Annotated in this window: 18 protein-coding genes; 14 read left to right on the top strand and 4 right to left on the bottom strand. The window is 61.1% G+C overall.

What is annotated here, in order from left to right; genetic code table 11:
• The first annotated feature begins 100 nt into the window (after positions 1 to 100).
• The 4 genes from RPF88_RS32620 to RPF88_RS32605 are packed head-to-tail and all read left to right on the top strand — an operon-like array spanning position 101 to position 4,973.
• Positions 101 to 1,042, top strand: coding sequence for a carbohydrate ABC transporter permease (locus RPF88_RS32620; RefSeq protein WP_013525322.1), 942 nt, complete (start codon positions 101 to 103; stop codon positions 1,040 to 1,042).
• Positions 1,042 to 1,890, top strand: coding sequence for a carbohydrate ABC transporter permease (locus RPF88_RS32615; protein ID WP_013525321.1), 849 nt, complete (start codon positions 1,042 to 1,044; stop codon positions 1,888 to 1,890). The genes RPF88_RS32620 and RPF88_RS32615 overlap by 1 nt, the downstream gene beginning before the upstream one ends.
• Before the next feature lie 12 nt (positions 1,891 to 1,902).
• Positions 1,903 to 2,997, top strand: a complete 1,095-nt coding sequence (locus tag RPF88_RS32610) for an ABC transporter ATP-binding protein (protein WP_013525320.1) — start codon at positions 1,903 to 1,905, stop codon at positions 2,995 to 2,997.
• Between the two features lie 56 nt (positions 2,998 to 3,053).
• Positions 3,054 to 4,973, top strand: a complete 1,920-nt coding sequence (locus RPF88_RS32605) for a hypothetical protein (protein WP_337123946.1) — start codon at positions 3,054 to 3,056, stop codon at positions 4,971 to 4,973.
• 202 nt (positions 4,974 to 5,175) lie between these two features.
• Here RPF88_RS32605 and RPF88_RS32600 read toward each other — a convergent pair whose 3' ends face one another.
• Positions 5,176 to 7,389 carry a putative bifunctional diguanylate cyclase/phosphodiesterase gene (locus RPF88_RS32600; RefSeq protein WP_337123945.1) on the bottom strand — a complete coding sequence of 738 codons (2,214 nt, stop codon included), beginning with the start codon at positions 7,387 to 7,389 and terminating at the stop codon, positions 5,176 to 5,178.
• Between the two features lie 161 nt (positions 7,390 to 7,550).
• Between RPF88_RS32600 and RPF88_RS32595 the strand changes: the two genes are divergently transcribed.
• The gene (locus RPF88_RS32595) at positions 7,551 to 7,832 is read left to right on the top strand and encodes a hypothetical protein (protein WP_063173908.1); all 282 of its coding nucleotides are present in this window, start codon (positions 7,551 to 7,553) and stop codon (positions 7,830 to 7,832) included.
• A 261-nt stretch (positions 7,833 to 8,093) separates the two neighbouring features.
• On the opposite strand, the gene RPF88_RS32590 is transcribed toward RPF88_RS32595, so the two are convergent.
• Both RPF88_RS32590 and RPF88_RS32585 read right to left on the bottom strand, forming a co-directional pair.
• Positions 8,094 to 10,730: a bifunctional diguanylate cyclase/phosphodiesterase gene (locus tag RPF88_RS32590; protein ID WP_442921310.1), complete on the bottom strand. Its 2,637-nt coding sequence runs from the start codon at positions 10,728 to 10,730 to the stop codon at positions 8,094 to 8,096.
• Positions 10,731 to 11,140: 410 nt separating this feature from the next.
• A complete protein-coding gene (locus RPF88_RS32585; protein WP_024504472.1) occupies positions 11,141 to 11,341 on the bottom strand; it encodes a hypothetical protein in 201 nt (66 codons plus the stop codon).
• Positions 11,342 to 11,919: 578 nt separating this feature from the next.
• Between RPF88_RS32585 and RPF88_RS32580 the strand changes: the two genes are divergently transcribed.
• Entirely contained in the window at positions 11,920 to 12,135 is a 216-nt protein-coding gene (locus RPF88_RS32580) for a hypothetical protein (RefSeq protein ID WP_024504475.1), read from the top strand.
• Between the two features lie 421 nt (positions 12,136 to 12,556).
• Here RPF88_RS32580 and tssH read toward each other — a convergent pair whose 3' ends face one another.
• On the bottom strand, positions 12,557 to 15,322 hold the full coding sequence (tssH, locus tag RPF88_RS32575; RefSeq protein ID WP_013525311.1) for a type VI secretion system ATPase TssH: 2,766 nt from the start codon (positions 15,320 to 15,322) through the stop codon (positions 12,557 to 12,559).
• A 327-nt stretch (positions 15,323 to 15,649) separates the two neighbouring features.
• Between tssH and tssA the strand changes: the two genes are divergently transcribed.
• Genes tssA through tagH form a run of 8 tightly spaced genes read left to right on the top strand, consistent with a single transcriptional unit; the run spans position 15,650 to position 24,499 of the window.
• Positions 15,650 to 16,822 (top strand): type VI secretion system protein TssA, encoded by a 1,173-nt coding sequence (gene tssA, locus RPF88_RS32570; RefSeq protein WP_013525310.1) that lies wholly within the window; start codon positions 15,650 to 15,652, stop codon positions 16,820 to 16,822.
• 6 nt (positions 16,823 to 16,828) lie between these two features.
• Positions 16,829 to 17,368 carry a type VI secretion system contractile sheath small subunit gene (gene tssB, locus RPF88_RS32565; protein WP_013525309.1) on the top strand — a complete coding sequence of 180 codons (540 nt, stop codon included), beginning with the start codon at positions 16,829 to 16,831 and terminating at the stop codon, positions 17,366 to 17,368.
• A gap of 2 nt (positions 17,369 to 17,370) precedes the next feature.
• Positions 17,371 to 18,876 carry a type VI secretion system contractile sheath large subunit gene (gene tssC, locus RPF88_RS32560; RefSeq protein ID WP_024504477.1) on the top strand — a complete coding sequence of 502 codons (1,506 nt, stop codon included), beginning with the start codon at positions 17,371 to 17,373 and terminating at the stop codon, positions 18,874 to 18,876.
• 46 nt (positions 18,877 to 18,922) lie between these two features.
• Positions 18,923 to 19,381 (top strand): Hcp family type VI secretion system effector, encoded by a 459-nt coding sequence (locus RPF88_RS32555; protein ID WP_013525307.1) that lies wholly within the window; start codon positions 18,923 to 18,925, stop codon positions 19,379 to 19,381.
• Entirely contained in the window at positions 19,368 to 20,123 is a 756-nt protein-coding gene (gene tssE, locus RPF88_RS32550; RefSeq protein ID WP_013525306.1) for a type VI secretion system baseplate subunit TssE, read from the top strand. The genes RPF88_RS32555 and tssE overlap by 14 nt, the downstream gene beginning before the upstream one ends.
• Position 20,124: 1 nt before the next feature.
• Positions 20,125 to 21,999: a type VI secretion system baseplate subunit TssF gene (gene tssF / locus RPF88_RS32545; protein ID WP_337123944.1), complete on the top strand. Its 1,875-nt coding sequence runs from the start codon at positions 20,125 to 20,127 to the stop codon at positions 21,997 to 21,999.
• Complete coding sequence (gene tssG / locus RPF88_RS32540; RefSeq protein WP_024504479.1) at positions 21,963 to 23,030, top strand: type VI secretion system baseplate subunit TssG; 1,068 nt, start codon at positions 21,963 to 21,965, stop codon at positions 23,028 to 23,030. The genes tssF and tssG overlap by 37 nt, the downstream gene beginning before the upstream one ends.
• A complete protein-coding gene (gene tagH, locus RPF88_RS32535; protein ID WP_337123943.1) occupies positions 23,027 to 24,499 on the top strand; it encodes a type VI secretion system-associated FHA domain protein TagH in 1,473 nt (490 codons plus the stop codon). The genes tssG and tagH overlap by 4 nt, the downstream gene beginning before the upstream one ends.
• Positions 24,500 to 24,501 lie beyond the last annotated feature (2 nt).

Raw genomic sequence — 24,501 nt, 5'->3', positions numbered from 1 at the left:
CGCCTGGAGGGGAGCCGGGTTTCTAGCACCAGACCGGTGTTGCGGGCGCTTCGCTCGCAACACCCTGGCTCAACCGCGTGGCGATCTTTGGAATAAATCGATGCCGCACACCACCACGATCAGTCGCATGACGACCACCGGCGCCCCGCCTCGGCTTTCGACCCTCGCACAGTGGGCGGACCGCCACTTCAAATGGCTTCTGGTCGCGCCCGCGGTGCTGTTGATACTGGCGCTGTCGATCTATCCGCTGCTGTTCTCACTGGTCGTGTCCTTCATCAACTACGACTTCCAAGTGCCAGGCCACGCCTTTGTCGGCTTGAAAAACTTCGAGCGGGTGGTGTTCGATCCCGTGGCACGGTGGTCGCTCTTGCTGACGGCCTGCCTGTCGAGCATCAGCGTCGCCATCGAATTCGTGCTGGGCCTTCTGGTGGCGCTCACCATGGTGCGCAGCTTTCCGGGGCGCGGTGTCGTCATGTCGATCCTGATCGTGCCGCTTTTCATCAGCCCGGTGATAGTCGGCCAAGCGTGGACGCTGCTGCTTCAGCGGCCTTTCGGGCCAACCAACTACATCCTGACGCAACTGTTGGGGCAGGAGGTGACGATCGGCTGGATGACCGAGCGCCCATGGCTTTATGTCTCGCTGATCATCGCTGATGTCTGGCAGTGGACTCCGTTCATGTTTGTCGTCCTGCTCGCCGGGCTTACCGCAATCCCTCCGAACCTCTACGAGGCGGCGGAACTCGACGGCGTCAATGCCTGGCAGGCCTTCTGGGCGATCACGCTGCCGCATCTCGGGTCTATGATGCTGCTGGCGTTGACCTTCCGCCTGCTTGACGCCATCCGAATGTTCGATACCATTTTTATCATGACCGGCGGCGGCCCGGGTACGCAAACCTACACGGCTTCCTACTATCTCTACACGGTCGGCTTCACCCAGTTTCATCTGTCGCAGGCGACGGCCGGAAGCTGGCTATTCCTGATTTTCACCGCGCTGGTAGTGACGCTGCTGGTGCGGCGGCTCTTGAAGGTGGAGCCGGTCTGATGGCCGCCGTCGCGCCCGCCCGCCGCAGGAAACGCCGGTCGGTGCCGATCGGTCGCATGCTGCTGCTCGGCTTCTTCCTCGTGTTCGTGCTGTGGCCCCTCTACTGGATGTTCAACACCTCGATCAAGCCGAGCGACGACTACCTCACCGTGCCGCCCGTCTGGTTCCCTGCCGAGCCGACCCTTGTACACTACAAAGCTGCGCTGTTCGCTTATCGCGGCCTCGACGGGCTCATCAACAGTCTGATCATTTCGCTGTCGGCCACCGTGCTTTCAGCGTTGTTGGGCACGCTGATGGCTTATAGTCTGGCGCGCTACAACACGGGCGGCCAGCACCTGTCTTTCTGGGTGCTGTCACAGCGCTTCCTGCCACCAATCGGCATCGTCCTGCCGGTATTCCTTATCTATCGTGGCGTCGGGCTGTACGACACCCATATTGGTCTGATCATCGCCTACACGGTCTTCACGCTGCCGGTGTCGGTGTGGATGATGTTCGCGTATTTCCGCGGCATGCCGAAGTCGATGGAGGAGGCGGCCCTGGTCGATGGCTGCACGCGTTGGGAGGCGTTCTGGCGCGTTGCCGTGCCGCTTGCCGCCCCGGGCATCGTCGCGGCGGCCGTCTTCGCTTTCATCGCTTGCTGGACGGAGTTCTTCTTCGCGCTCATTTTGACCAGTCGAACTGCGTTCACGCTGCCAACCGTATTCCGCTCCTTCATCGGCTTCCAGGGCGCGCAATATGGTGAAGCGGCGGCCCTGGCCATTGTTTCCCTCGTGCCATCCATCGCTCTGGGAGTCCTTGCTCAACGACATCTCGTGCGCGGGCTGACGCTCGGCGCCGTTCGCGGATAGAAAGAGGCAGGCATGGCTGAAGTCAGGATCACCGGCTTGCACAAGCGCTACGGCGCCTTCCATGCGGTGCGCGGCATTGACCTCCACATTCGCGACGGTGAGTTCACCGTTCTGGTCGGCCCGTCCGGATGCGGCAAGAGTACCCTTTTGAGGACGATTGCAGGACTGGAGGAGAGTTCGCAAGGCACGATCGAGATTGGCGGCGAGGTGGTCAATGACTTGCGGCCGCGCGATCGTGACGTGGCGATGGTGTTTCAAGACTATGCGCTCTATCCACATATGAGCGTGGCGAAGAACATCGGCTTCGGTCTCAAGGCGCGCAAGATGCCGAAGCCCGAGGTAGAGGCGCGCGTTGCCGAGGCTGCGCGTATGCTCGGCATCATCCCCTTGCTCGGGCGATTTCCACGCCAGTTATCCGGTGGGCAGCGTCAGCGCGTCGCCATCGGCCGCGCCATAGTCCGCAACCCCCGCATCTTTCTGTTCGACGAGCCGCTGTCCAATCTGGATGCCCAGCTTCGCGACGAAATGCGCGGCGAGATCAAGCGCCTTCACCAGGACATCGCCACGACGATGATCTACGTCACCCATGACCAGATCGAGGCGATGACACTGGCTGACCGCATCGTGCTGATGCGCGACGGGTTGATCGAGCAGCAGGGCGCGCCACTCGAACTGTTCGAGCGCCCCGCCTCGATCTTCGTCGCGGGCTTTCTCGGTTCCCCACGCATGAGCTTCCTGCCGGGCACGCTGGCTTTGGACGGGAGCGCCGCCGCCATCCGACTGGCCGATGGTCTGCTGCCGATCGCCCCCGGGCGGACTCTAAATGGCGCTATAGATGGGCAGTCGGTGCTGCTCGGGCTGCGCCCGGAACATCTGACACGCGCACACGCTGCTACCCCCGAGCCGGGCACGCTGCGCTATGATGCAACCATCGACCTGCTGCAGCCGACTGGCTCGCGCAGCTATGCGACCTTCCGCCTTGCCGGCGCGCCAGTGGTGGCGGAGCTTCAGGCGCACGACGTCAGCCGTCCCGGCGAGAGACTGCCGATCGACATCAACATGAACCGGGCGTCGATTTTTGACGCTGCGACGGAGCAAGCAATTTGACCTTGGCAGCATCTCGAGCCATCCGCTTGTGTGGAACCGAACAGGTCGAGCCACCCTTGCGCACACTTCGCGCGGGACCGTTGTCGGTCGACTTCGACAATGGGGCGTTACGCTACATCCGCCTTGACGGAATTGAGATTCTGCGCGGAATCTCGTTCCTTGTGCGGGACGAAAATTGGGGAACCGCTACAGCCGTTCTCGATGATCTCCACATCGATGAAAGGCTGGATGTGTTCAGCGTCGCATACCGTGCAACATGTTCCGCAACATCCGGTCGCCTGGTTTATCAGGTACGGATCTCGGGCAGTAGTGATGGTGCGCTGGCTTTTGCGGCCGAGGCAGAGCCCGAGACTGACCTTTTGACGAATCGGACCGGCTTCATCGTCCTTCATCCGATCGAAGCCTTGGCGGGCAAGCCGGTAAAGGTGCTGCATGAGGATGGTCATGATGAGCTATCGCTCTTTCCGGACCACATCGACCCTAAATGTCCGTTCACCGATATCCGGGCGTTGTCGCATGAGATCGCGCCTGGGATCTGGGCCACATGCACCATGGACGGTGATGCCTTCGAGATGGAGGATCAACGCAATTGGTCTGACGCTTCCTATAAAACCTATGTCCGCCCTCTGCGTCGCCCGTGGCCTTACCGACTGCCCAAGGGCCAGAAATTCACCCAGGTCGTCCGGCTTCACGTGTCAGGAACGCTTCGTGCCGGGGCGTCTGAAAACCGCAATCCACTCATCAACCTGACGATCGGCAGACCCGTCGGCCAAGTGCCTCGCGTTGGCGTCGGCGTTGCTGGCGACGAGGCAAGGCACGCGCTTGAATCCCCCGAGCTTCTACGACGAATGGCTCCGCAGTGGATGGTCTGCCAAGTCGATCTCCGATTCGGACACGGCCAAGATGAACTCGAAAGCTACGCCGCGCTTGCACGACTGACCGGCGCAGGCGTGGTCCTCGAGATCATCACCAAGGGCACGCTCGACCCATTCGGCGAATTGGCGCCCGTCGCTGATGCGGTCCATACAATCGGCCTCAAACTGGAAGCTGTCTCCGTCTTTCCGGCGCAGGACATGAAATCCGTTCAGCCGGGAGCACCGCGGCCGGTCATGCCCAGCTTCCACGAATGCTACTCCGCCGCTCGCCGGGCTTTCCCGGGGATCGGGCTGGGCGGAGGCATGGCCGCTTACTTCACCGAACTCAATCGCAAGCGTCCGCCAGCCGAAGCGCTCGACTACGTGACCTTCACCACCTGTCCAAGCGTGCACGCGGCGGATGATATTTCGGTGATGGAAACGCTTCAGGCTATCCCTCATCAGATACGCTCGGCACATGCTTTCACGGGCGACCGCGTGCCGCTGCGCATAGGTCCCAGTCAGCTCGGCTGCCGCGAGAACCCCTACGGAAAGGGCACCGCGCCGAACAAAGCGAACGCCCGCATATGTCTGAGCCGCATCGATCCGCGGCAGCGCGGGCTGTTCAATGCGGCATGGACGCTCGGCTATTTCGCGGCCTGCGCTCGCGAAGGGGTCGAGGCCGTCGCGGTAGGGGACTTCACCGGCCCCTTTGGCCATATCCACAGGAAGGCTGATTTCGTCCAGCCATGGTATGACCAGCAGGACGGCCGAACGGTCTATCCCGCTTTCCATGTCATGGCGGGTCTCTCAAGGCTCGGCGGAGCCACCCTGCTGTCCGTAGGAACTTCCGGCGCTGACGCCATTGCGACGATCGCAGCTGAAAAAGATTGGCGCGTGACACTGTGGGTCGCCAACCTCACCTCCAAGGCGCAATCTGTGAAACTTCCGGATGCGCCGAGCAGTGCCCGTATAGCTCTTCTTGGCGCCGAGCAGTTCGAACGGGCGGCAACCGATCCCAACTTCATGGAAAGTACCGCAAGACCGCTGGATGACCAATTCATCTCGCTTGACGCTTACGCCGTCGCGCGAGTTGATCTCGACCTACCATTTTCGACCTAGAGCCCGATGTGCGCTGAGGTTGAGAGTTGAGCCCAGCGTCATGCGCAGCCGCATCAATCGCTCTGGCCCGAAGCGGGTGACACAGATCGTCAGGCGTCACTGGCCAGGGGAGTGTCGACGCACCTTGTCCCAGGCCGCCAAGATTCGCTGCTTGCATCCGCGTGCGGCATCGTCGACCGTCGGGAATCACATAGACGCATTTTCATGCGGTCGCCCGCCTTGATCCGCCGTCGAGGAGTTCCTGAAGGTCCTCTTTTGGCACCGGTCTTGAAAGCAAAAAGCCTTGTAGCTGGTCGCAGCCGAGCTTGCGCAGATAATTGCACTGGCTCTCGGTCTCGACCCCTTCCGCTGTGGTGCTGAGGCCAGTCGCGCGAGCCAGGTCGATAATCGCCTGAACGATGGCCTCGTCACCGTTCGAGCCGCCAAAGCCCTGCACGAAGCTTCGGTCGATCTTGATCCTGTCCACTTCCAGGCTCTGCAGTCGGCCCAATGAGGAAAATCCCGTACCGAAATCGTCAAGCGCAAAGCGCACCCCGACACTGCGCAACGCTGCCATGTTCTGCTGGCATTCGGTGGGGCGCTGGGAGAGCGTGCTTTCCGTAACCTCCAGCTCGAGCCGCCGTGGATCCATTTGCGTTTCCAACAAGATGCTCGTCACTTTCATGGCAAAGCTCGGATTGTTCAGCTGCAACCCCGATACGTTCACTGCCAGGGTCTCGATCGGCCAATGCACCGCGTCAAGGCAGGCCTGGCGCAGAACCAGCTCGCCTAGAACTTCGATGAGCCCCGTTTCCTCTGCCAATGGTACGAACAAGTCAGGGGCGACCCAACCGCGCTCTGCGTCCGACCAGCGCGCGAGGGCTTCGACGCCCGTCATCCTGTTGGTGTCGGCGGTGTAAAGCGGCTGATAATGCACCCGGATGTGGCCGGGCGTTTGCAGCGCCTTGCGCAGGTCCTGTTCGAGACCCTTACGCTTTGCCAGCGTCTGGTCCATCTCGGGTTCAAACAGAGCATAGCCGCTGCGACCGCCGGCTTTGGCGTGATACAGGGCGAGGTCGGCTTTCCGCACCAACTCGACCTGGTCCACCCCGTCCCTGGGAGCAAGAGCTACGCCGACGCTCACCCCGACAAAAACCTGAACTCCGGCGACCTCGAACGGCCGGCGCGCGGACTCGATCAAGTGCTCGCACAATGTTTTGACCTCATTCTCGCCTGCGACCGCGCGCTGGATGATAATGAATTCGTCACCGCCCAGGCGCGCCACCGTGTCAACCTCCACGGTCAGCCGCCTCAGCCGGTCTGCGAACTCCCTGAGCAACTCGTCGCCGGCAGGGTGGCCAAAGCTGTCATTGACCTGCTTGAACCGGTCGAGGTCAAGATAGAGGATCGCGAGCTGCTCGCCCGTCGCGGGCAGCAGTGTCAGCGCATCAGCCAAACGACTGTTGAAATGGCCGCGACTGTGCAGCCCTGTAAGCAGGTCGTAGTGGGCCAGGTGATAGATGTGATTCTCGGTCTCAATCAGCCTCAAAGTCCGCCGGCGCAAAGCGGCCAGAGCTACAATAATTCCGCCAAGTACCAGTCCGAACACCACCACGAGTGTTGGCACCAGTTGAAAAAGGACAAACGCCCCGGGCCGATATGGCTGCCACACAAAGAAGCCGACAGTCGAACCAGAGCGACCGACAAGGGGATAGGACGCCTCTTCAGAGCTAAGCATGTTTGACCAGGAGAAGTGTGCGTCGTCGAGGAGATAGTCTTGGCGCAAGGAGGCAAGCAGACTGCCGTCCAGATAGCGAACGGCAACGTGTAGGAATTCCTGACCTGGTACTTGTGCAATGTGGCCGCTGTCGGAAACGACTGGCTTGATGCTGACAATGGCAGGATGGCCGGAGATGACGACCATGTCGGAAGCACCTATCGTGAGCACCTGCTCGGTGACGCCGTCGGTGTCCCCCTGTTTCAGCCTCGCCCTGAGGTTCTCCACGAGAGGCGCAGTGGTCGGGCGTATGGATTGATAGCTCGCCGGCTCCACCGCCGATCCATCGGCGAATGCGTAGACTGGCGCGTCCTTCGGATCGAGAATGTAGACCTCATCGTGGCCGAAATACGTGTGCATCCAGGTGCCGAGATTGGTGTCGACCCATTTGGCATCCTGGCTCCGCAGGGCGCTGACCGCGTCGTCCCAGACGGTGACGCTCTCCTGATCGTGGGCTATTCCGCTCTCCAGCTTGGATATGATCAAGGCGACCAAGCTTTTCTGCCGCGACACGGCAACACCATCGGACTGGGTCGCCGACCACAGCAAAAGGCCTGTGGTGAGGGTCGCAACAAGCAGCGTCACGACAATGATGGGCAAAGCCGTTCGCTTGAAAAAAAGGCGACGTGTTGGTTCGCCGAAATGCCGGAGCAGCGTCATGAGGCTGCTTTACGCTAAGAAAACTGCTGGACCGTTAAAGGCGCGGCATCAGGCAAGCTGCACGTTTGAAAAGGCCAGTTCGATAACCCGGCGTTGAACTGCCAAGGAACAAATTCGCCGCGCGCGCGTTCGAGAGCGGCCTTTGCGGGGACTGAACACGAATGCTACTCGCTTTGGGGAACGCGCTCTCGACGACGGTTATGGCCGGCAGAAGTGGGGGTGCGGAAATTTTCGGCGTGGTCGATCTCAGCACTAAAGCCGAGGTAAGGATCAACGCGATGAATTTGGGAATGGCAATTCAGTTCGTGGCCAATGCCTCGGTGCTCGGTTACGATGTCCGTTCGGCGATGGTCTTCTACGGCGAACCGGGAACGCCAAGCCTCAGGGCAAATGACTGCGATCGATTGTGGACGCAATTTGGTGCCGCGCTCCTTCGCCCATAACGCCGGACGCTTTTGGCTATCTTCAGCTGTCTGGAGCTAACAGCCCATGCCGCGCCACCGGACCGTCGGATCATGAGATCTGAGAGACCTGACGAGAAATTTGCTTTCGGTCACTTCACCGGCACGCAGAGCCGGTCGGGCACTTTGGGGACAAGGGTGGCGGTGGGTTTGCCGATGCAAGTGCAGTGTGCTCGAGCCAATTCGCGACTGGGCGCCGGTTGAACCGCTCGGCCTGCCTGCCTTACCGCGCGAGGCATGACCTTACCCCACGGCCAACCATTTGCGCGATTGGGCAAACGCCGTGAAGGCCTTGGCGTCCATTGGGCGGCCAAAAACATAGCCCTGCAGAATATCGCAACCAAGCTCCTTCAGGATGCGCGCGTGATCATTCGTCTCGACACCCTCGGCAATGACTTCGATGCCGAGCGATTTGCCGATCTCAATGATCGACGAGACCAGCTGACGCTGCGGGATCGACTGGGTGACGGGCGTGATCAGTTGGCGGTCGATCTTGAGCCGGCGCGGCTGCAGCTTGAGCAGGGACACGATCGAGGCATGGCCGGTGCCGAAGTCATCGATTTCGATGTCGATGCCGAGTTCCTTAATGTGCTCCAGGTTCCAGGTGACCAGGTCGTCATTCTCATCGAGGAAGATGGACTCAACCAGCTCAAACGACACCGTGCCCTTCCTGATGGCAAGCTTGCGCAAGCCATCGATCAGATCCTTGTCCTCCAACCGCTTGGCGGAGACATTGACCGAGACGTGCGGGATCTTGAGACCGCTGTTCGACCATTGGTCGAAACTCTCAAGCGCCTGTTCCAGGACAGCGCGATCGATGATTGCCACGACGTTGAGTTCTTCGGCCACTTTGAGATAGCTTTGTGGGGCTAGGATGCCGCGTTCGGGATGCTTCCAACGCGACAACGCCTCGACCCCGACGATCTCAAGTGTCCTGGCGTCGAACTGCGGCTGATAGTATGTTGTGAATTCGGCGCGCTCCAACCCGCCCAGGATTTCGTCGGCAATTTGCTTGGTCCGCACGATCTCGCTTTGCAGCTCTTCGTCAAAGAATTCGTGTCGGTTGCGACCGCTTCCTTTCGCCCGGTAAAGAGCGAGGTCGGCGTTGACGAGCAGTTGCTTGGCGTCGGTTCCGGCGGCAATTCCGATGCTCACCCCGAAACGGCACGGGTTGCCCTGAAAATCGACCGGTCGGCGCATCTGCGTGATGATGCGGTCGCCGAGCGCGGAAAGTTGCTTGTCATCACGTCCATGGCTCACCACGACGAACTCGTCACCGCCGATGCGTGCAACAAAATCACCGGGACCCGTGTTGACCTTGATGACCTTGGAGGCGTGCACCAGCATGGCGTCACCGGCTGCGTGGCCGAGTGTATCGTTGATCTGCTTGAAGCGGTCGAGGTCCAGATGCAGCAGCGCTGTGCGGGTCCCCGTTACGCTTTTTTCGGCAAGCAACTCATCGAGATAGCGGCGGTTGGGCAGGCCGGTCAGCGGGTCGTGCAGCGCAACATGCTCTACATGCGCCTTTGCGACTTTGAGTTCGGCATTTTTCGATTCCGACAGCTGGCGCTCTCGAATGAGCGTCTCATTGAGCAGCACGTCGCTGGTGACGTCCCACTCGGCGCCGATCATCTTCGGCGTGCCGCCGATGTCCTGGAAGAAGGCTGCGCGCGTGCGCACGTGGCGCGTGGTACCGTCCGCTAGCAGGACTCGGTATTGCGAAGAATACGGTCCCTCCCTCTCGGCGGCCGCGTCGAACTCCTGGCGCGCCCTGTCGAAATCTTCGGGATGAATGGCCATCGCCCAGTCTTCATAACCGCGCGGTTTGCCATCGGCTGGCTTGCCGTAGATCTGGTGGACGCGGTCGTCCCATAGCAGTTCTTTTGTGGCCAGGTCGTGCTCCCACACGCCAATTCCAGAAGCTTCCAGGGCCAACTCAAGGCGGCCAGACAGACGTCTGAGCTCGGCATAGTTTTTCTGTCGTTCGCCGAACAGTCGCCCGGCCACCAGGATCGGCAGCACCACCAGCGCGCCGGCAAAGGCTATGAGCCCCCGCAACATCCACGCATTGTTCGGAATGGCCGGCCAGCCTCCCTTCGGTATAGCCGAAATCAGCCAGGAGCCCGAAGGCAGTTGCACATCGGCCGACACCGGCTTGCCGGCGAGGACGTTGTCTCCCCCGAAGAATTTTTTGCCGCCACCGCCAAGCGCGTCGGTCCCCGTCAGGGCGACATCAATATCAATCCCGGGGTCATTCAAGCCGCTCGCCGCGTAAAGCTGATCGACATCGATGACAGCGGAGAGGATGCCCCAGAATCGGCTGCCGCCGCCCGCCGTCGGCACAAAGACGGGAATGCGCCCGACAAAGCCCCGCCCTCCCTGGGCCAGGTTGACGGGGCCTGCCAACACAAGAACGCCGAGGTCTCGCGCGCGAAGCGCCGCCGTCCGTTGCGCCTCGCTCTTGCGGTAATCGAGCCCGATCGCCTTCTGGTTGCCTTCCATCGGGTACATCAGCGAGATGACGAGATCGGGCGCACCGGCGATGTTGCGCAGTTGCGATCTCTGTCGGAACAGGTTGCTTGCCAGGGACGCAAATCTCTGCTGTCCCATGTACGGCTCTGTAACTATGGCCGAGACGAGGCCCTGAACAAGCTGGAGATTACCGTTTACATTGCCTTCGAGCTTGGCCCTTATGATGTTGACCTTGGCCTGGACTTCGGCGCGCGCGAGTTGATCGGACACTTTCGTGTTCTGCAAGTCCGCAAGGACCGCGCAGATCACAAGCACGGCCAACGCAATGGCCGCCGGCAAGTTGGCGGTCGAAAAAACCGCCTTTCTTGCACCATCAAAGTCAAAATCCGTTCTGCCCGACCGGCTCAATTGCGTTTCCTTGACAAAAAGCCCATCGGCCAACGTAGGATGAACTGTTTAAATTTGGACTTCCAATCTGCATAAAAGCTTCTGGTCTGTGCCACCAAGTTTCGAAAGGCTGCGCTTGGGCGCTGCGCGTAGTACCGTTGGGCCTGTGCCGGCCAGTCCTGCTGCGCCGAACAGCAGGGTCGTCCTGCTCGGGCGGAAGAAGGGTAGGGAAAGCGAGACGGACAGCCTGGGAGAGGGGAGGGGCGAGATCGACATCAGGAAGATGGATTAGCCTACTACATGCTGTCATCGCTGGTTCGCACCGGGTCATCCGTCCATCTTCTGCTATGATCCCGACGCCGTGACGTTCGTCACGGCTCTTACCCACAACCCTGACGCATCCTGGCCAGTGAGCTCTAAATTGGCCGCGCTTAACGATCCGCCTCGAACCAACTTGTCGTGCTGCCGCAAGGGTGCGTTACTCTGATCCATTCGCCGATGTCAGGCTCTTCGGCGTACGGGATGGTTACTGGTCCCCACGTCTTCGCAGCTTCAACAACATTTTCGGCCTGAACCTCGGCACGTTCCACAGCTTTGCCGTCGCGTATCAGCTCGACGGTGAAACTCTGCATAGATCGCACTCCTGTCGCGCAACCATATCCCAACCTCTACCCGAAAGGAAAAATCTGTTTTTTCGAAAGGAAATAGCTTCCCAAGGTCCTCGCGGCACAAAGCAGCTATTCGCAACAAAAGGGGCCCAGGTGGCCCAACGATGAAACGCATTTTGCTTTTCTTGTGCGGCGAAAGCATGATGGAGCGGGTGGCTAACAGCCGATAAATTTTGCCAACACATTGATTTCAAACCATAATTTCATGTTCCATAATGTATGTTATGCGACTTCTGGATGTAGCAGTTATATAGAGATGCGACACTTGAGTGAAAAGGGCTTGGCCTCATAGAGCGGGTGCGCGTCGACCCATTCGAAGTACTCGCAACATGCCGTCCACAGCTTCTCTGGATCGATGATGATCGGGCTGCGGCCGTGTGAGCTACGGGCCTTCCAAAATTGGTTTCCTGCGGGTGCGGGCATTTGCGAAAATTTCGACGCTTTTACAAAGTTAACCAGCGGCCGGATTCGTACGGTTTTGTGACTTGCTGGATTGCCGATCACATGGTTTTTTTCGCACATCGTTGTGTGGGAGTGCGGGAGTGGGCGACGATCAGAAGGACGGTGTTCGGGTAGAACACATAGACGGCCAATGGGCGGTGCAGATCATCGAGGATGGCCTGACCACCCAACAGCTTTTCGACAACGAGGAATTTGCGAGGAGTTTCGCAGCCGGTCAAATCATCCGGCTCAACCTTAACCGGTCCGGCCAAAGCCAAAGCGGCCATGAGGTGGATGGCCCGCGAAACCATTCGTAAACCATGCCAACACGGTAAATATTTTATGTCGAACCGATCCGGTTGCAGGAGGTTTTGGGCGGGTCTGCAACAAAGAGGCCCAGCCAATCCCTGCACCGCTTACCCATCTCGCCCGCCCTGTTGATCTCCTTCGGGATTGCCTGCGGAATTTGCGTCTGGGCGACATCGGATAAGCCAGTGAGCTTCTTTCAAGCCCAGGCGTCCCCGCAGCTGGAAATGCGCGGGACAGTCGGTAACCTTCAATAGATGGACGATCGTCGATGCTACCGGCGGGCCGGTGCTGTCGTGGACGATCCGCTACCGGCTGCGCACGTCGTTCTCGCGCACGGGCAAGACCGCCACCTCTCGAATTGCGGCGCCACGGGGGATCGCGAATAGCGGGCCGGCAGCCGAGGGCGACGAGGTTCTACACGATCAGAACCTACTCGAAGGAATAAGTGAAACCTTCCTTGGAGGCGCCGACGGTGACTTTGGTCATCTTTTCGCCCTCGAGCGACCGGTTAAGCACGCCGCGGCTCAGTTCCGGCAGCAGCGTGTTGGTCAGGATGGCATCGATCATCCGCCCGCCGGATTCGATCTCGGTGCAGCGGGCCTTGACCAGATCCATGACACCGTCGCCGATCACCAGTTCCGCATCGTTGGTTGCCCGCAACCGGCGAGCGATCTTGGCGAACTGGTGGCCAGTGATCGCTTCGATCATCGAATCAGAGAGCGGATAGTAAGGAATGGTCACCACCCGGCCAAGGAAGGCAGCCGGGAAGACCTTCAGCAATGGGCTGCGCAAGGCGGTATCCAGATCGTCGAGCCCGGTCCGCAGCGTGCCATTCCTTGTGCGGTCCATGATAACTTCGGAGCCGACATTCGAGGTGAGCAGGATCAGGGTGTTCTTGAAATCGATCCGGCGGCCCTCGCTGTCGTCCATCATGCCCTTGTCGAAGACCTGGAAGAAGATTTCGTGGACGTCGGGATGCGCCTTCTCGACCTCGTCGAGCAGGATCACCGAATAGGGTTTTCTGCGCACCGCTTCGGTCAGGATGCCGCCCTTGCCGTAGCCGACATAGCCGGGCGGTGCGCCCTTCAGTGTCGAGACGGTGTGCGCCTCCTGGAACTCGGACATGTTGATGGAGATCAGGTTCTGCTCGCCACCGTAAAGCGTTTCGGCCAGCGCCAATGCCGTTTCGGTCTTGCCGACGCCCGAGGGGCCGCAAAGCAGGAAGACCCCGACCGGCTTTTCAGGCGCGCCAAGCCCGGCGCGGCTGGTCTGCACGCGTTTGGCGATCATCTCCATGGCGTGATCCTGGCCGACGACCCGTTCCGAAAGCGTGGCGGCGAGCTTGAGCGCCTTTTCGGTCTGGCTGGACAGCATCCGTCCGGTCGGGATCCCGGTCCAGTCCTGGACCACGGCGGCCACTGCATTGCGGTCAACCGAGGGCAGAATCAGCGGTGTCTCGCCTTGTGCCGCTGCCAATTCGGCCATCAGTGCGCGCAATCGGGCGAGATCGGCGGCAGGATCGGCAGCGGCCTGTGTCTCCGCGTCCGTCTGGGCGGCCTTGGGCGGCTCAGTCTCTGACGACTCCGCTACCTTGGTCTTTTCTGCGTTCGCCGCTGCCGGTTCGGCATCGGCCCCAACGGTGGCCGCATCGAGCGCCACACCCTCGCCGCGCAGCCTGGCGCGCAGTTCGAGTATCTCGGCGACGAGCACCTTTTCACGATCCCAACGCTGCTGCGCCGCAGCCAGGGTGATCTCGCTTTCGGCAAGCCCGGTGTCGACGCGCGCCTGCCGTTCAGCCACCTCGATGCCGATCGCGGCCTCGCGCCCGATGATGCCGCGCTCGACCTCCAGAGCCTGGCGGCGGCGCATGATGTCCTCGACCTCGGCTGGCGTAGCATGCTGCGATATGGCGACACGGGCGCAGGCGGTGTCGAGGAGGCTCACCGCCTTGTCAGGCAGTTGCCGTGCCGGGATGTAGCGATGCGACAGGCCGACTGCTGCCTCGATCGCCTCGTCGAGTATCTGCACCTTGTGGTGTTGCTCCAGAACCCCTGCCACCCCGCGCAACATCAGAACGGCCACCGCCTCCGACGGCTCGTCGATCTTGACCACCTGGAAACGGCGGGTCAGCGCCGGGTCTTTCTCGATGTGCTGCTTATATTCGGCCCAGGTCGTTGCGGCGATGGTGCGAAGTTCGCCCCGTGCCAGCGCCGGCTTCAAGAGATTGGCGGCATCACCGGTTCCGGCAGCACCGCCGGCGCCAATCAAGGTGTGGGCCTCGTCGATGAACAGGATGACCGGCGTTTCGGACGATTGAACCTCGTCGATCACAGCCTTCAGCCGTTTTTCGAATTCGCCCTTCACGCTGGCGCCCGCCTGCATCAATCCGACATCGAGCATGCGCACGCTGACGCCTTGCAGCGTGGGCGGCACATCGCCCTGAGCGATACGCAAGGCAAAGCCCTCAACGACCGCCGTCTTGCCGACCCCGGCCTCGCCGGTCAGGATCGGGTTGTTTTGCCGACGCCGCATCAGGATGTCGACTATCTGCCGGATCTCCGGATCGCGGCCGACGACCGGATCGATCTTGCCCTCGCGGGCGCGTTGGGTCAGATCGGTGGCGAATTTCGCCAAGGCCGAATCACCGCCCATGGTCCGCTTCGGCGTTTCAGCCGCGGGAACCGCGATGGCTGCGCCGCCTTCGAGCGAACCTTCCACGACATCGGCGAACCGCGCGACAACCGCATCGGCGTCGATCTTGTCGAACTCGCCGCTGATCTTCGACAGCAGGCCTTCCAGAACCGGGGTTTTCAGGCAGGAAAGCAGAATATGGGCGCTGCGGACTTCCTCGACGCCGAACTCCAGCGTCGCGAGGTTCCAGGCTTCCTGGATTGCATGGAAGATATGATCGGAGAATTCCTCGATCGAGGTTGCGCCATAGGGCAACTTGTCGACGGCACGGGTCATATCTGCCGTGAGCCGGCTGGCATCCAGTCCCGCATCGGCGATTATCATTTGCACATCGGAGCGGTCGGAAAGCACCAGCTGCTCGATGAAGTGAACGAGTTCGACGTAAGGATTGCCGCGCAGCTTGGCGCTATCGGCCGCGGCCTTGAAGGCGCGCACCCCGACAGGATCAAGCTTGCCGACCAGTTCCTTACGCTTGAAGCTCTGCGACGACCGGCGCTGTTCCATCGAACGTGCTCCTGCAATCTGCCAGCCGATAAACTGCCACAGATGCCGCCACTTGACAAAGTGCGTTGTGGACGAGGCCTCAATGCCTGGTTCAGCCAGCTTCCTCGTATTGTGGAAGTCTTGCACCACCGGCTGCAAACAACAGCGGAATTGCGCGCCCTGCGCGATGCATTTCTCATACGGATTGACAATTGCGCCACGGAGTTCGGTACTCATGGCGGTGTTCAGCTTCTGTTAATTTTGGAGCACTCGTTGAATTGTGGTAAAGTGCACCGGTGTGATAACGTAAGGTCACATAAGGTTTGAGGGCCTTCGCTGGGGGTTGGTGTGATTGATCTCGCACTCTGGCTTTCTTCGCTAGACGGTGAGAATCCGTCCGGGGAAGATTTGCGCAACGACCCGGCTTTCCATGAGTTGGAGCGCCTGACCGAAGCCCAACTCAAGGTCGTCCACGACGGCAACAATAAGGCCGGCTCGCAAAGCACGATTCCAGTCGACTGGCCCGCTGTGCTCGCAAAGGCGGAGGAATTGCGCGCGCATGGCAGGGACTTGCGCCTGCTTGTCATCGTCACGCGCGCGCTGGCCAATGAAGACGGGCTGGCCGGATTGGCGCAAGGTCTGACGCTGATCGCGCAGACCTTCGATCAGCATTGGGACACCATGCATCCGGCTATGCGGCCCAACGCTTCGCCGCGCGATGCCGCCTTGCGCCGTATCAACGCGCTGATCGACCTGCAGAATGGTCAGGACGGGTTGTTGGCGAATCTGCGGCAAATGACGTTCTTCGCGCCGCGCGCAATCGGCCCGGTTCAGGGCAAGGACCTGGAGAAGGGTGCGCTCGACGATCGCGTCATGCTCCAGGAAGCCGCCTCGGGGCTGAATGCGGCGGAAAAAGCGCAGCTGGTCAGTGCGCACGGACAACTCTTGAATCGGGTGCGTGCCGCATGTGCGGCACAGATCGATCAGGCCAATGCGGAGATGGTCCAGCTCATCGCCGACGCCCGGGCGACGATCACGGCACTGGATGCGCTCGAGACTGCGCTCAACGCTCGTCTCGAGGGCAGCGGCACTCCCGTTCCGGACTTAAAACGGTTCCTGCAGCGTTTGCTGACGACACTTGAACGGAATTCAGCGGCCGGCGCGGTGACGAATGGCGCAGCCACGCAGGCGGTGCCGACGGAACTGGCAACGCCTGCTCGAAACGGTCATGGAGCCGATGCTATGGCAAGTATGGCAAGCTATGCGGACTCGAGCACGGGACTCCCCGACCGGATCTCCTCGCGCGACGACGTGGTGAAATGCCTCGACCTGGTCGTCGCCTTCTATGACCGTACCGAACCGTCGAGCCCAATTCCGCACCTGGCTCGGCGGGTCCGTCGGATGGTGCACATGGATTTCGTTGAACTGATGGAAGATCTCGCCCCTTCGGGGCTGAAGGAGTTCAGGCTGCTGGCCGGCGTTCCCGATGCCAAGAAGACGGCTCAGAAGGATGAAAGGTAACAACACATGCCAGCCGAAAGCAAAGCCAAGGTCATCGAACGAAATCGCGCGCCGCGGGTGCAGATCGCCTACGATGTGGAAACCTACGGCAGCCCGACGACGATCGAACTGCCGTTTGTCATGGGCGTGATGGCCGACCTTGCCGGTGCTTCGCAAACCAAGGAAGCGTCAAAGTCGGTGCTGGACCGCTCCTTTGTCGAGACCGACGCGAACCGCTTCCCAAAATTCATGGAGGCGCTCGGCCCCCGCGTCAAAGCGCGGGTGAAGAACACGCTGCCGCAGGCCGAGGGCCAGGAGCGTGACGAGGAACTGGCGCTCGATCTTACATTTTCCAAGATGGGTGATTTCGCCCCCGACAAGATTGCCGAGCAAGTTCCGCAACTGGCCGAGATCCTCAAGATGCGTCGTCAACTCGAGGAATTGCTCGGCTTCATGGATGGCCGTGTCGATGCTGAAAAGCGCATCGCGCAGCTTCTGAACAACGAACCGCTTCTTGGCAAGATTGCCAGCCAGGCGCTGGCCGACGACGACAAGGTTGGGGAATGATCATGGCCGAACAGCAAAAGACCGCCTCAGTCGCCGCGGAGGCCGAAGCCATAAACCTCGATGAATTCAGCGGACTCCTCGAAAAAGATTTCAAGGTCAAGAAGGACGACAGCGAGAAGCTGCAACAGCTCGTGCGCAATCTCGCGCTCGCGGCGCAGTCCCGTTCCGACACCACGACCATCTCTTCCAATGCCATCAAATCGATCAAGTCGCTGATCGCCGGCATTGACAAGATGCTGACGACACAGGTCAACGAAATCCTGCACGCGCCGGAAGTGCGTGAGATGGAAGGCACATGGCGAGGGCTGTGGTATCTCGTCAACAACACCGAGACGGATCAGAAGCTGAAGATCCGGGTGATGAACATCTCCAAAGAGCAGCTGGCCGATACGCTTGAAGACTATGAAGGTCAGATGTGGGACCAGAGCCCGATCTTCAAGAAAGTCTACACAGACGAGTATTCGATGCTTGGCGGCGAACCAATCGGCTGCGTGATCGGCGCCTACGAGTTCTCCAATCACCCACGTGACGTCGGCCTGCTGCGCAACATCTCCGGCATCTGCGCTTCCGCGCATACGCCGTTTATCGCGGCCGCTTCGCCGCGCCTATTTCGCATGGACAGCTGGCAGGAACTGCCGAACCCGCAAGACCTGCAGCAGATCGTCTCCAACCCCGCCTATGCCTCGTGGCAGTCGTTGCGCGAGAGTGAGGACGCTCGCTACATCGGCCTGACCATGCCCCGCGTCCTGGCGCGGCTGCCCTACGGCACCGATACCGTTCCGGTGAAGGGTTTCACCTTCGAGGAAGAGGTGGAGGGCGATCACAACAAATATGTCTGGATGAACGCCGCCTTCCCGATGGGCGTCAACATCAACCGCAGTCACAAGCTTTTCGGCTGGGGCACGCAGATCCGCGGCGTCGAGAATGGTGGCACGGTGCTCAACCTGCCGGTGCATAGCTTCCCGACCGATGATGGCTCGATCGCGATGAAATGTCCCACGGAAGTCGCCATCGACGACCGGCGCGAGGCGGAACTGGCCAAGCTTGGCTTGATGCCCATCCTGCACCGGAAGAATACCGATCTCGCGGCCTTCATCGGAGCACACTCGCTGCAGGACGACGAAACGCGGGCGGGGCGGCTGGTCGACCCCGATGCACAGTCGAACGAGCGGCTGAGCGCCAACCTGCCCTACCTGTTCCCGGTCTCGCGCTTTGCGCACTACCTCAAGGCGATCGCGCGCGACAAGGTCGGCTCGTTCAAGGAGCGCGCCGACATGCAGATCTGGTTGACCGAGTGGATCAATCGATACGTGCTGGCCAACCCGGCCTTTGCCGACGACAAGGCGCGCGCCAAGCGCCCGCTTGCCGCCGCCGAGGTCCAGGTGGACAGCGTGGAGGGGCGGCCGGGCTATTATAATGCCCGCTTCTATCTGCGCCCGCATTACCAGCTGGAGGGCATCAATGCGTCGCTCCGACTGGTCTCGGAACTACCGTCCGTTAAGACTTGATCGCAGCAACGACAACCTGGTTTTTTGAAAGCGGTGGAGAAACACAATGCCGACTACGAAGATTGATGGCTTCCTGAAGGTTCCCGATATCAAAGGCCCCAGCACCCGCGACGGCCACGATGACGAGATTGAAATCCATGGCGTCGACTACAAGATGGTCGCACCTTATGATCCCAATTCGCTGTCACGCCGTGGCCGCGTCTCCATGGGGATGATCAAATTCACCAAGCACTACGACAAATCATCGCCCTATCTGAAAAAGGCTTTGTTCGAAAACAAGGCCCTTGATGAGGTGGTGTTCTCGGCCCGCCGGACCATCGATGGCGAGACCAAGGATTACCTGGTCGTTACCCTCACCGACGCCTCGATCATGGAATACGACATGTCGCAGGCCGAGGATGAGGAAGACCTGATCCAGGAAGAGGTCAGCTTCGCCTACAAGAAGATCAAATTCGTCTATGACGGCAATGATGAAGCCGAAATGGATGTCTATGTCGGCAAGTGAGGTTCGGCGACCCGGCGCGGGCATGCAGCAGACCACTGGCAGCTTGCGGGCGAAAAGCGAAGCCGTCCAGCCGTCGCTTTGGGATCGTCTCGTCAATGATCTGCCGGGCCTGACCTCGGAAATAGACGGGCTGCGCCATGTCCTGCTCGACGAGCTTGGCGCGGACCGTCTCGACACACTCGTTGCCGGCAGCACGCGTGCCATCGACGCCGATGTGGTACTGACACCGGATCAGAAACGCCGTCTGCATCGGTTGGCCGTTCAGACCCAGCACCGCGTCGAAATCGAAAGCCGTGGCGTGGTGGTATCGGCGCGCGTGCTCAGGGAAGCGGTACGGCGTGACATCGAGGCGCTCTTCAACACAGAGCGCTTCGAGGCGACGCCGCTTCTTTCCGACCTGGAAAATGAACAGGTTGCGGACAATCCCCCTTCGCTTGCCGATTTCCCGGAGGTCCGCCGCAGCGTGGTCAATTACGGCGTGCCCTCCTTCTCGGGCCGCTCGTCGCGCGACTTCGATCGCGAGGTGTTGGCACGTGAGATCCGCATGGTGCTCGCGACCTTCGAGCCCCGCCTGAAGGAAAGCGCAACAAAGGTAACGGTCACGCTTGGCGACAACACCGTCGGCCTGAAGATCGAGATAGACGCCGTTCTGATCATGACCCCGACTCCCGAACGCATGCGCCTGCGCACCACGATCAATCTCGACAACGGTTTGGCGCGGACCGAAATTGGGGAGGCCTGAGATGGATCGGGTCTTCGTCGAATATTACGAGGAGGAACTGAGCCATATCCGCGCTCTTGCAGCGGAATTCGCAGACATGCATCCGGCGGTGGCGCGCAACCTTTCCCTCGATACGGTGCCGTGTCCGGACCCATATGTCGAGCGCCTGCTCGATGGCGTAGCCTTCCTGGCCGCGCGCACCCGGCTAAAGGTCGATGCCGAGCGCTCGCGATTTTCCCGCAGTGTGCTCGACGTTCTCTATCCCGATCTGGTCACGCCGGCGCCGGCAACGGCGATGGCGGTGCTGAAACCCGGCCAGCAGGTCCAGACCATGCTGGCCGGCCACGTCGTCAAGCGCAACACACGGCTGGTTTCCAGCCTGCAGCCAGGCCTGTCAACGCGCTGCATTTTCTCAACCGCCCAGGAAATGACTCTATGGCCGATCGCGGTCACTTCGGTCAGCTTTTTTCAGGACCGCAGTGCGATGGCGATGGCCGGCATAGGACCGATCGGCGGTGTCAGCGGCGAGTCGGCGCTCCGCCTCACGCTGGCCAGGACCGGAAAAGGCAAGCTCGACGAACTGGCTCTCGACCGGCTTGACCTCTATTTTGCCGGACGCACCAAGGCGCCGCTGCTGTTCGATGCGATTTTCGGCGCCTGCACGGCCACAGCAGCGCGACCGGAAGGCAAGACCAACCCGCTGTCGCCGTTGCCGGCACCCGAGATGATCGGCATCAGCGACGACGAGGCCTTGATGCCGCGCACCCGCCCGACATTCGAAGGATACCGGTTGCTGCGCGAATACTTCATGATGCCCGAGCGCTTTCACTATGCACGGGTTTTGGGATTGCAGCCTGTCGTGCGCCAATGCGCGGCCGGACTCGAGATCATTTTCCTGTTCAAACGCACGGTTCCCGAGCTGGCCGATCTGACGCCGGCGGACTTCGAACTTTTCGCGACACCGATCATCAATCTGTTCGAACGCGAGTGCAACGTCGTCGAGGTCGATGAACGCAAGACGCGCCAGGTGTTGCATGCGGACCGGACGCGGGCGCGTGACTTCGAAATCTACCGGGTCATCCGCGTCGAGGACGCCGACACGGAAGGCAACGACGCCGAAATCCCCGAGCTCTTCAGCCTGGGTCAGAACCGCGGTAGTGGTTGGGTCTATTCGACCGAAAGGCGCCCTCGCCGCGCGATGGAGGAGGAGCGCCGCGAAGGCCTGACGCGAACGTCCTATACCGGGGATGACGTTTTCCTGGCCGTGTCCCGGCCGCTCGCAAGGCCGGCGACCCGGTCGCTGAAGCGGCTCGACGTGATGGCGCTTTGCACTAATCGTGATCTGCCGATCCTCGATGACAATCCGACGTTGACGTTAGAGGCCGGCGACCCGGTCGAAACCGTAAGGCTTCTTGGCGCCTTGCGTGCGCCGCAGCCAGCTATTCCTGCGGCACTGCCTGCTGGTGCCGACGGGGAATCGCGGGCCGATGATCTCGCCTGGCGGCTGGTGGCGCAGCTCGCGCTCAACTTTCTCAGTCTTGCCAAAGAAGGCCGTGGCATCGATCCCCTGCATGCGCTACTCGACCTTTATGCCGATCGCGGCGATCCAAGCCTTGCCCGAAATGTGCATTCGATCGTGCGTATCGACTCGCAGCCGGTCATCGAACGTCTGCAAATCGATGGACCGATGTGCTTTGGACGCGGTACCGAAGTCACGTTGCATGTTGATCAATCGGTCCTGGCCGGCCAAAGTACCTTGCTGCTTTCGGCCTTGCTGGCGCGGTTGTTTGCTCGTCACGCCGGGATAAACGGCTTCGTGCGAACTCGCACGCGGCTGCTGCAGAAGCAGGAGGATGTGCCATGGCCGATGACGCCCGGCAATCGCTACCTGATCTAGACACGCCCGGCCCGAACAGGGCCGAAGGTCTGTCCGAGACGTTCGACTTTTTCGAACTGCTGCGCCGCCTCGAACAACGGAACGGTCTGTTCGGCCATTCCGGCCGTCCCGACCGTGAGCCGGCACGGCTCGGCCAGCATGTGCGCCTAGCCTTTTCCGCACGGGACCTGGTTGTGTTCCGCGAAGCCCGCGATGCGGCACCGGCCCGGGTCACGGTGGCAAATTTTGGTCTGCTGGGACCCGAGGGTCCAATGCCGCTGCATCTGACGCGCTGGGTGCTCGACCGGCTCTCGCAACGCTGGTTCGCCGGCGCCGAGGCACAACTGACCAGCGACACGACGTTCGTCGACTTCGTCAACATTCTGCAGCACCGTATGATCGCCCTCTACTATCGGGCGTGGGCGGATGCGCACCCGGCCGTGCAGGCCGAACGCGCGGTCGGCGGGCGCGTTCGCGCCATGCTTGAAGCCATGGCCGGGATCGGACTTCCCGGCACGCAGGACCCCAATCTCGATACGGTGAAGCTTCGCCAGGCGGCTTCGCTGGCCAATCAGGTCGACGGCCCGGAACGGCTGACGCTGTTCCTGGCGGAAGCGTTCAAGGCGCCGGTACAGATCAAGGAGTTCATCTCCGCCTGGATAACAGTACCAACCGGTCTCCAGACCCGTCTTGCAAAGGCCTTTGCAGGGCTCGGCAAGGGCGCGACGATCGGCCCACGCGTTTTCAGCCGCCAAAGCAGGATCGAACTGCGTGTCGGCCCGCTGGGGTATGAGGAGTTCAAGGCGTTCCTGCCTGGCGGCGAGCGGCTCAAGCTGTTCAAGCAGGCCGTTCGCGACATGGTCGGGGAGTCGCTCGACGTCGATCTGCGCATCGTGCTTGCGCGTGAAGCCGTACCGCCGCCCCAAATCGGAGCGGTTCGGCTCGGGCGGACCGCCTGGCTTGCGCGACCCATCGAAAGGGGCGATGCTGACGACATGCGGCTGCGGACAATCGTCGGATGGCGGCCGGAAATGACGGGGGTCGCGGCATGAGCCTGCTGCTGACACTGGAGCAAGGGCCACGCACCCAGGCGGTGCGGCAGGCCCGGCTTGACGAGGGTGAGCTGGTGATCGGCCGCAGCGCGGACGCGGGTTGGCAGATCAACGATCCCGACATGTTCGTTTCAAGGGCACATTGCAAGATCTCTGGCGGGCGAGATGGATATTTCGTCACCGACACGTCGAGCAGCGGATTGTTCATAAACGACTCCGACAGCCCGCTCGGTGCCGGCAAGTCGACGCGCCTTCAAAGTGGCATGCGGCTGAGATTGGGCGACTACGTCGTCCATGTCGACCTGCAAACGCCAGCCACTCAAGCACCAGCGGCCGGCCAGCCGGTTTCGGAACGCGCGCCGCCAGCATCCCGGGCCCCGGTGAGCATCGGTCGCGATGACTTCTTTTCCGCCAAGGTCGAAGAAGAGCCGCGACGGCCACGTCCGGCCGATCTGCCGAACCCTTTCGAGCAGCCGGTTGCGGGTGCATTCGAACGTGCCAACTCCGACCAGCGCCACTCGGCCGCTTTCGATGACCCGTTCAGCCTCGATCCGGTTTCGACGCCGGTGTCGAAAAATCCCGCCCCTTATCGCGAACCGGGCGGCGCGGCGAGCCAAGCGGACCCGTTCAGCCTCGACGCGGTACCGTCCCCCGACCGCGCAGCCCAAGCCGCCCGTGACAAGCCGTCCGGAACCCATGATGACTTTGCTTTCGGACCAGCCGCCACGCTCAGTCCGGCGAACGGCGCCAGTTCGATCGAACAGCGCGAGCGCATCGCCCAGCGATCCCAATCAGCCAATCCCTGGGATTTGCCGGTGCAGCCCGCAGCTACCCCTGCTTCACCACGTGTGGGTGCTGCTCCCAAAGCCGCCCCGGCGCTGGGTGCGGCGCGGCCGGAGGAGATGGCGCTTCGCGCCGCATTCCTGCATGGCATGGGTGTCGAGGAAGCCGATTTCCCCGGACGCGACAGCATCGCGGAAATGGAGAAGTTCGGTCGCGAATACCGGATGATGATGGAAGGCCTGATGCAGCTTCTGCGCAAGCGGGCCGAGGAAAAGGGAAACGCGCGCGTCGCGCAGACCATGGTCGGGGCCTCCGAAGTCAATCCGCTCAAGTTCCTGCCGACCGTCGACGACGCCATCATAACGCTTATCGCTGAGCGCAGCCCAGGATTTCTCGGCGGTGAAGCGGCAATCACCGATGCGGTGCGCGATCTCGCGCAACATCACGTACGCGCCTGGCGAGGCATACAGACCGCCATGCGGCGGATGATCGACCGTTTTGACCCGGTAGTGATCGAGGAAGAGCTGAAATCGAATTCCGCGATCGGAACCCTTCTCTCTGGGGGGCGGGGCGCCAAGCTGTGGGAACTTTACCAGAAGCGCCATCGTGAAATCGCCGAGAGTGCTGAAAAGAGCTTCCTTGGCGAAATCGGCGCTGATTTTCGAGATGCATATGAGGAGGAGTGAGA

Source organism: Mesorhizobium sp. ISC11 (genome assembly GCF_037162595.1).
GTDB classification, from domain to species: domain Bacteria; phylum Pseudomonadota; class Alphaproteobacteria; order Rhizobiales; family Rhizobiaceae; genus Mesorhizobium; species Mesorhizobium ciceri.
The sequence above is the reverse complement of the archived record's forward strand: the minus strand, read 5'-3'. Positions and strand labels throughout refer to the sequence as shown.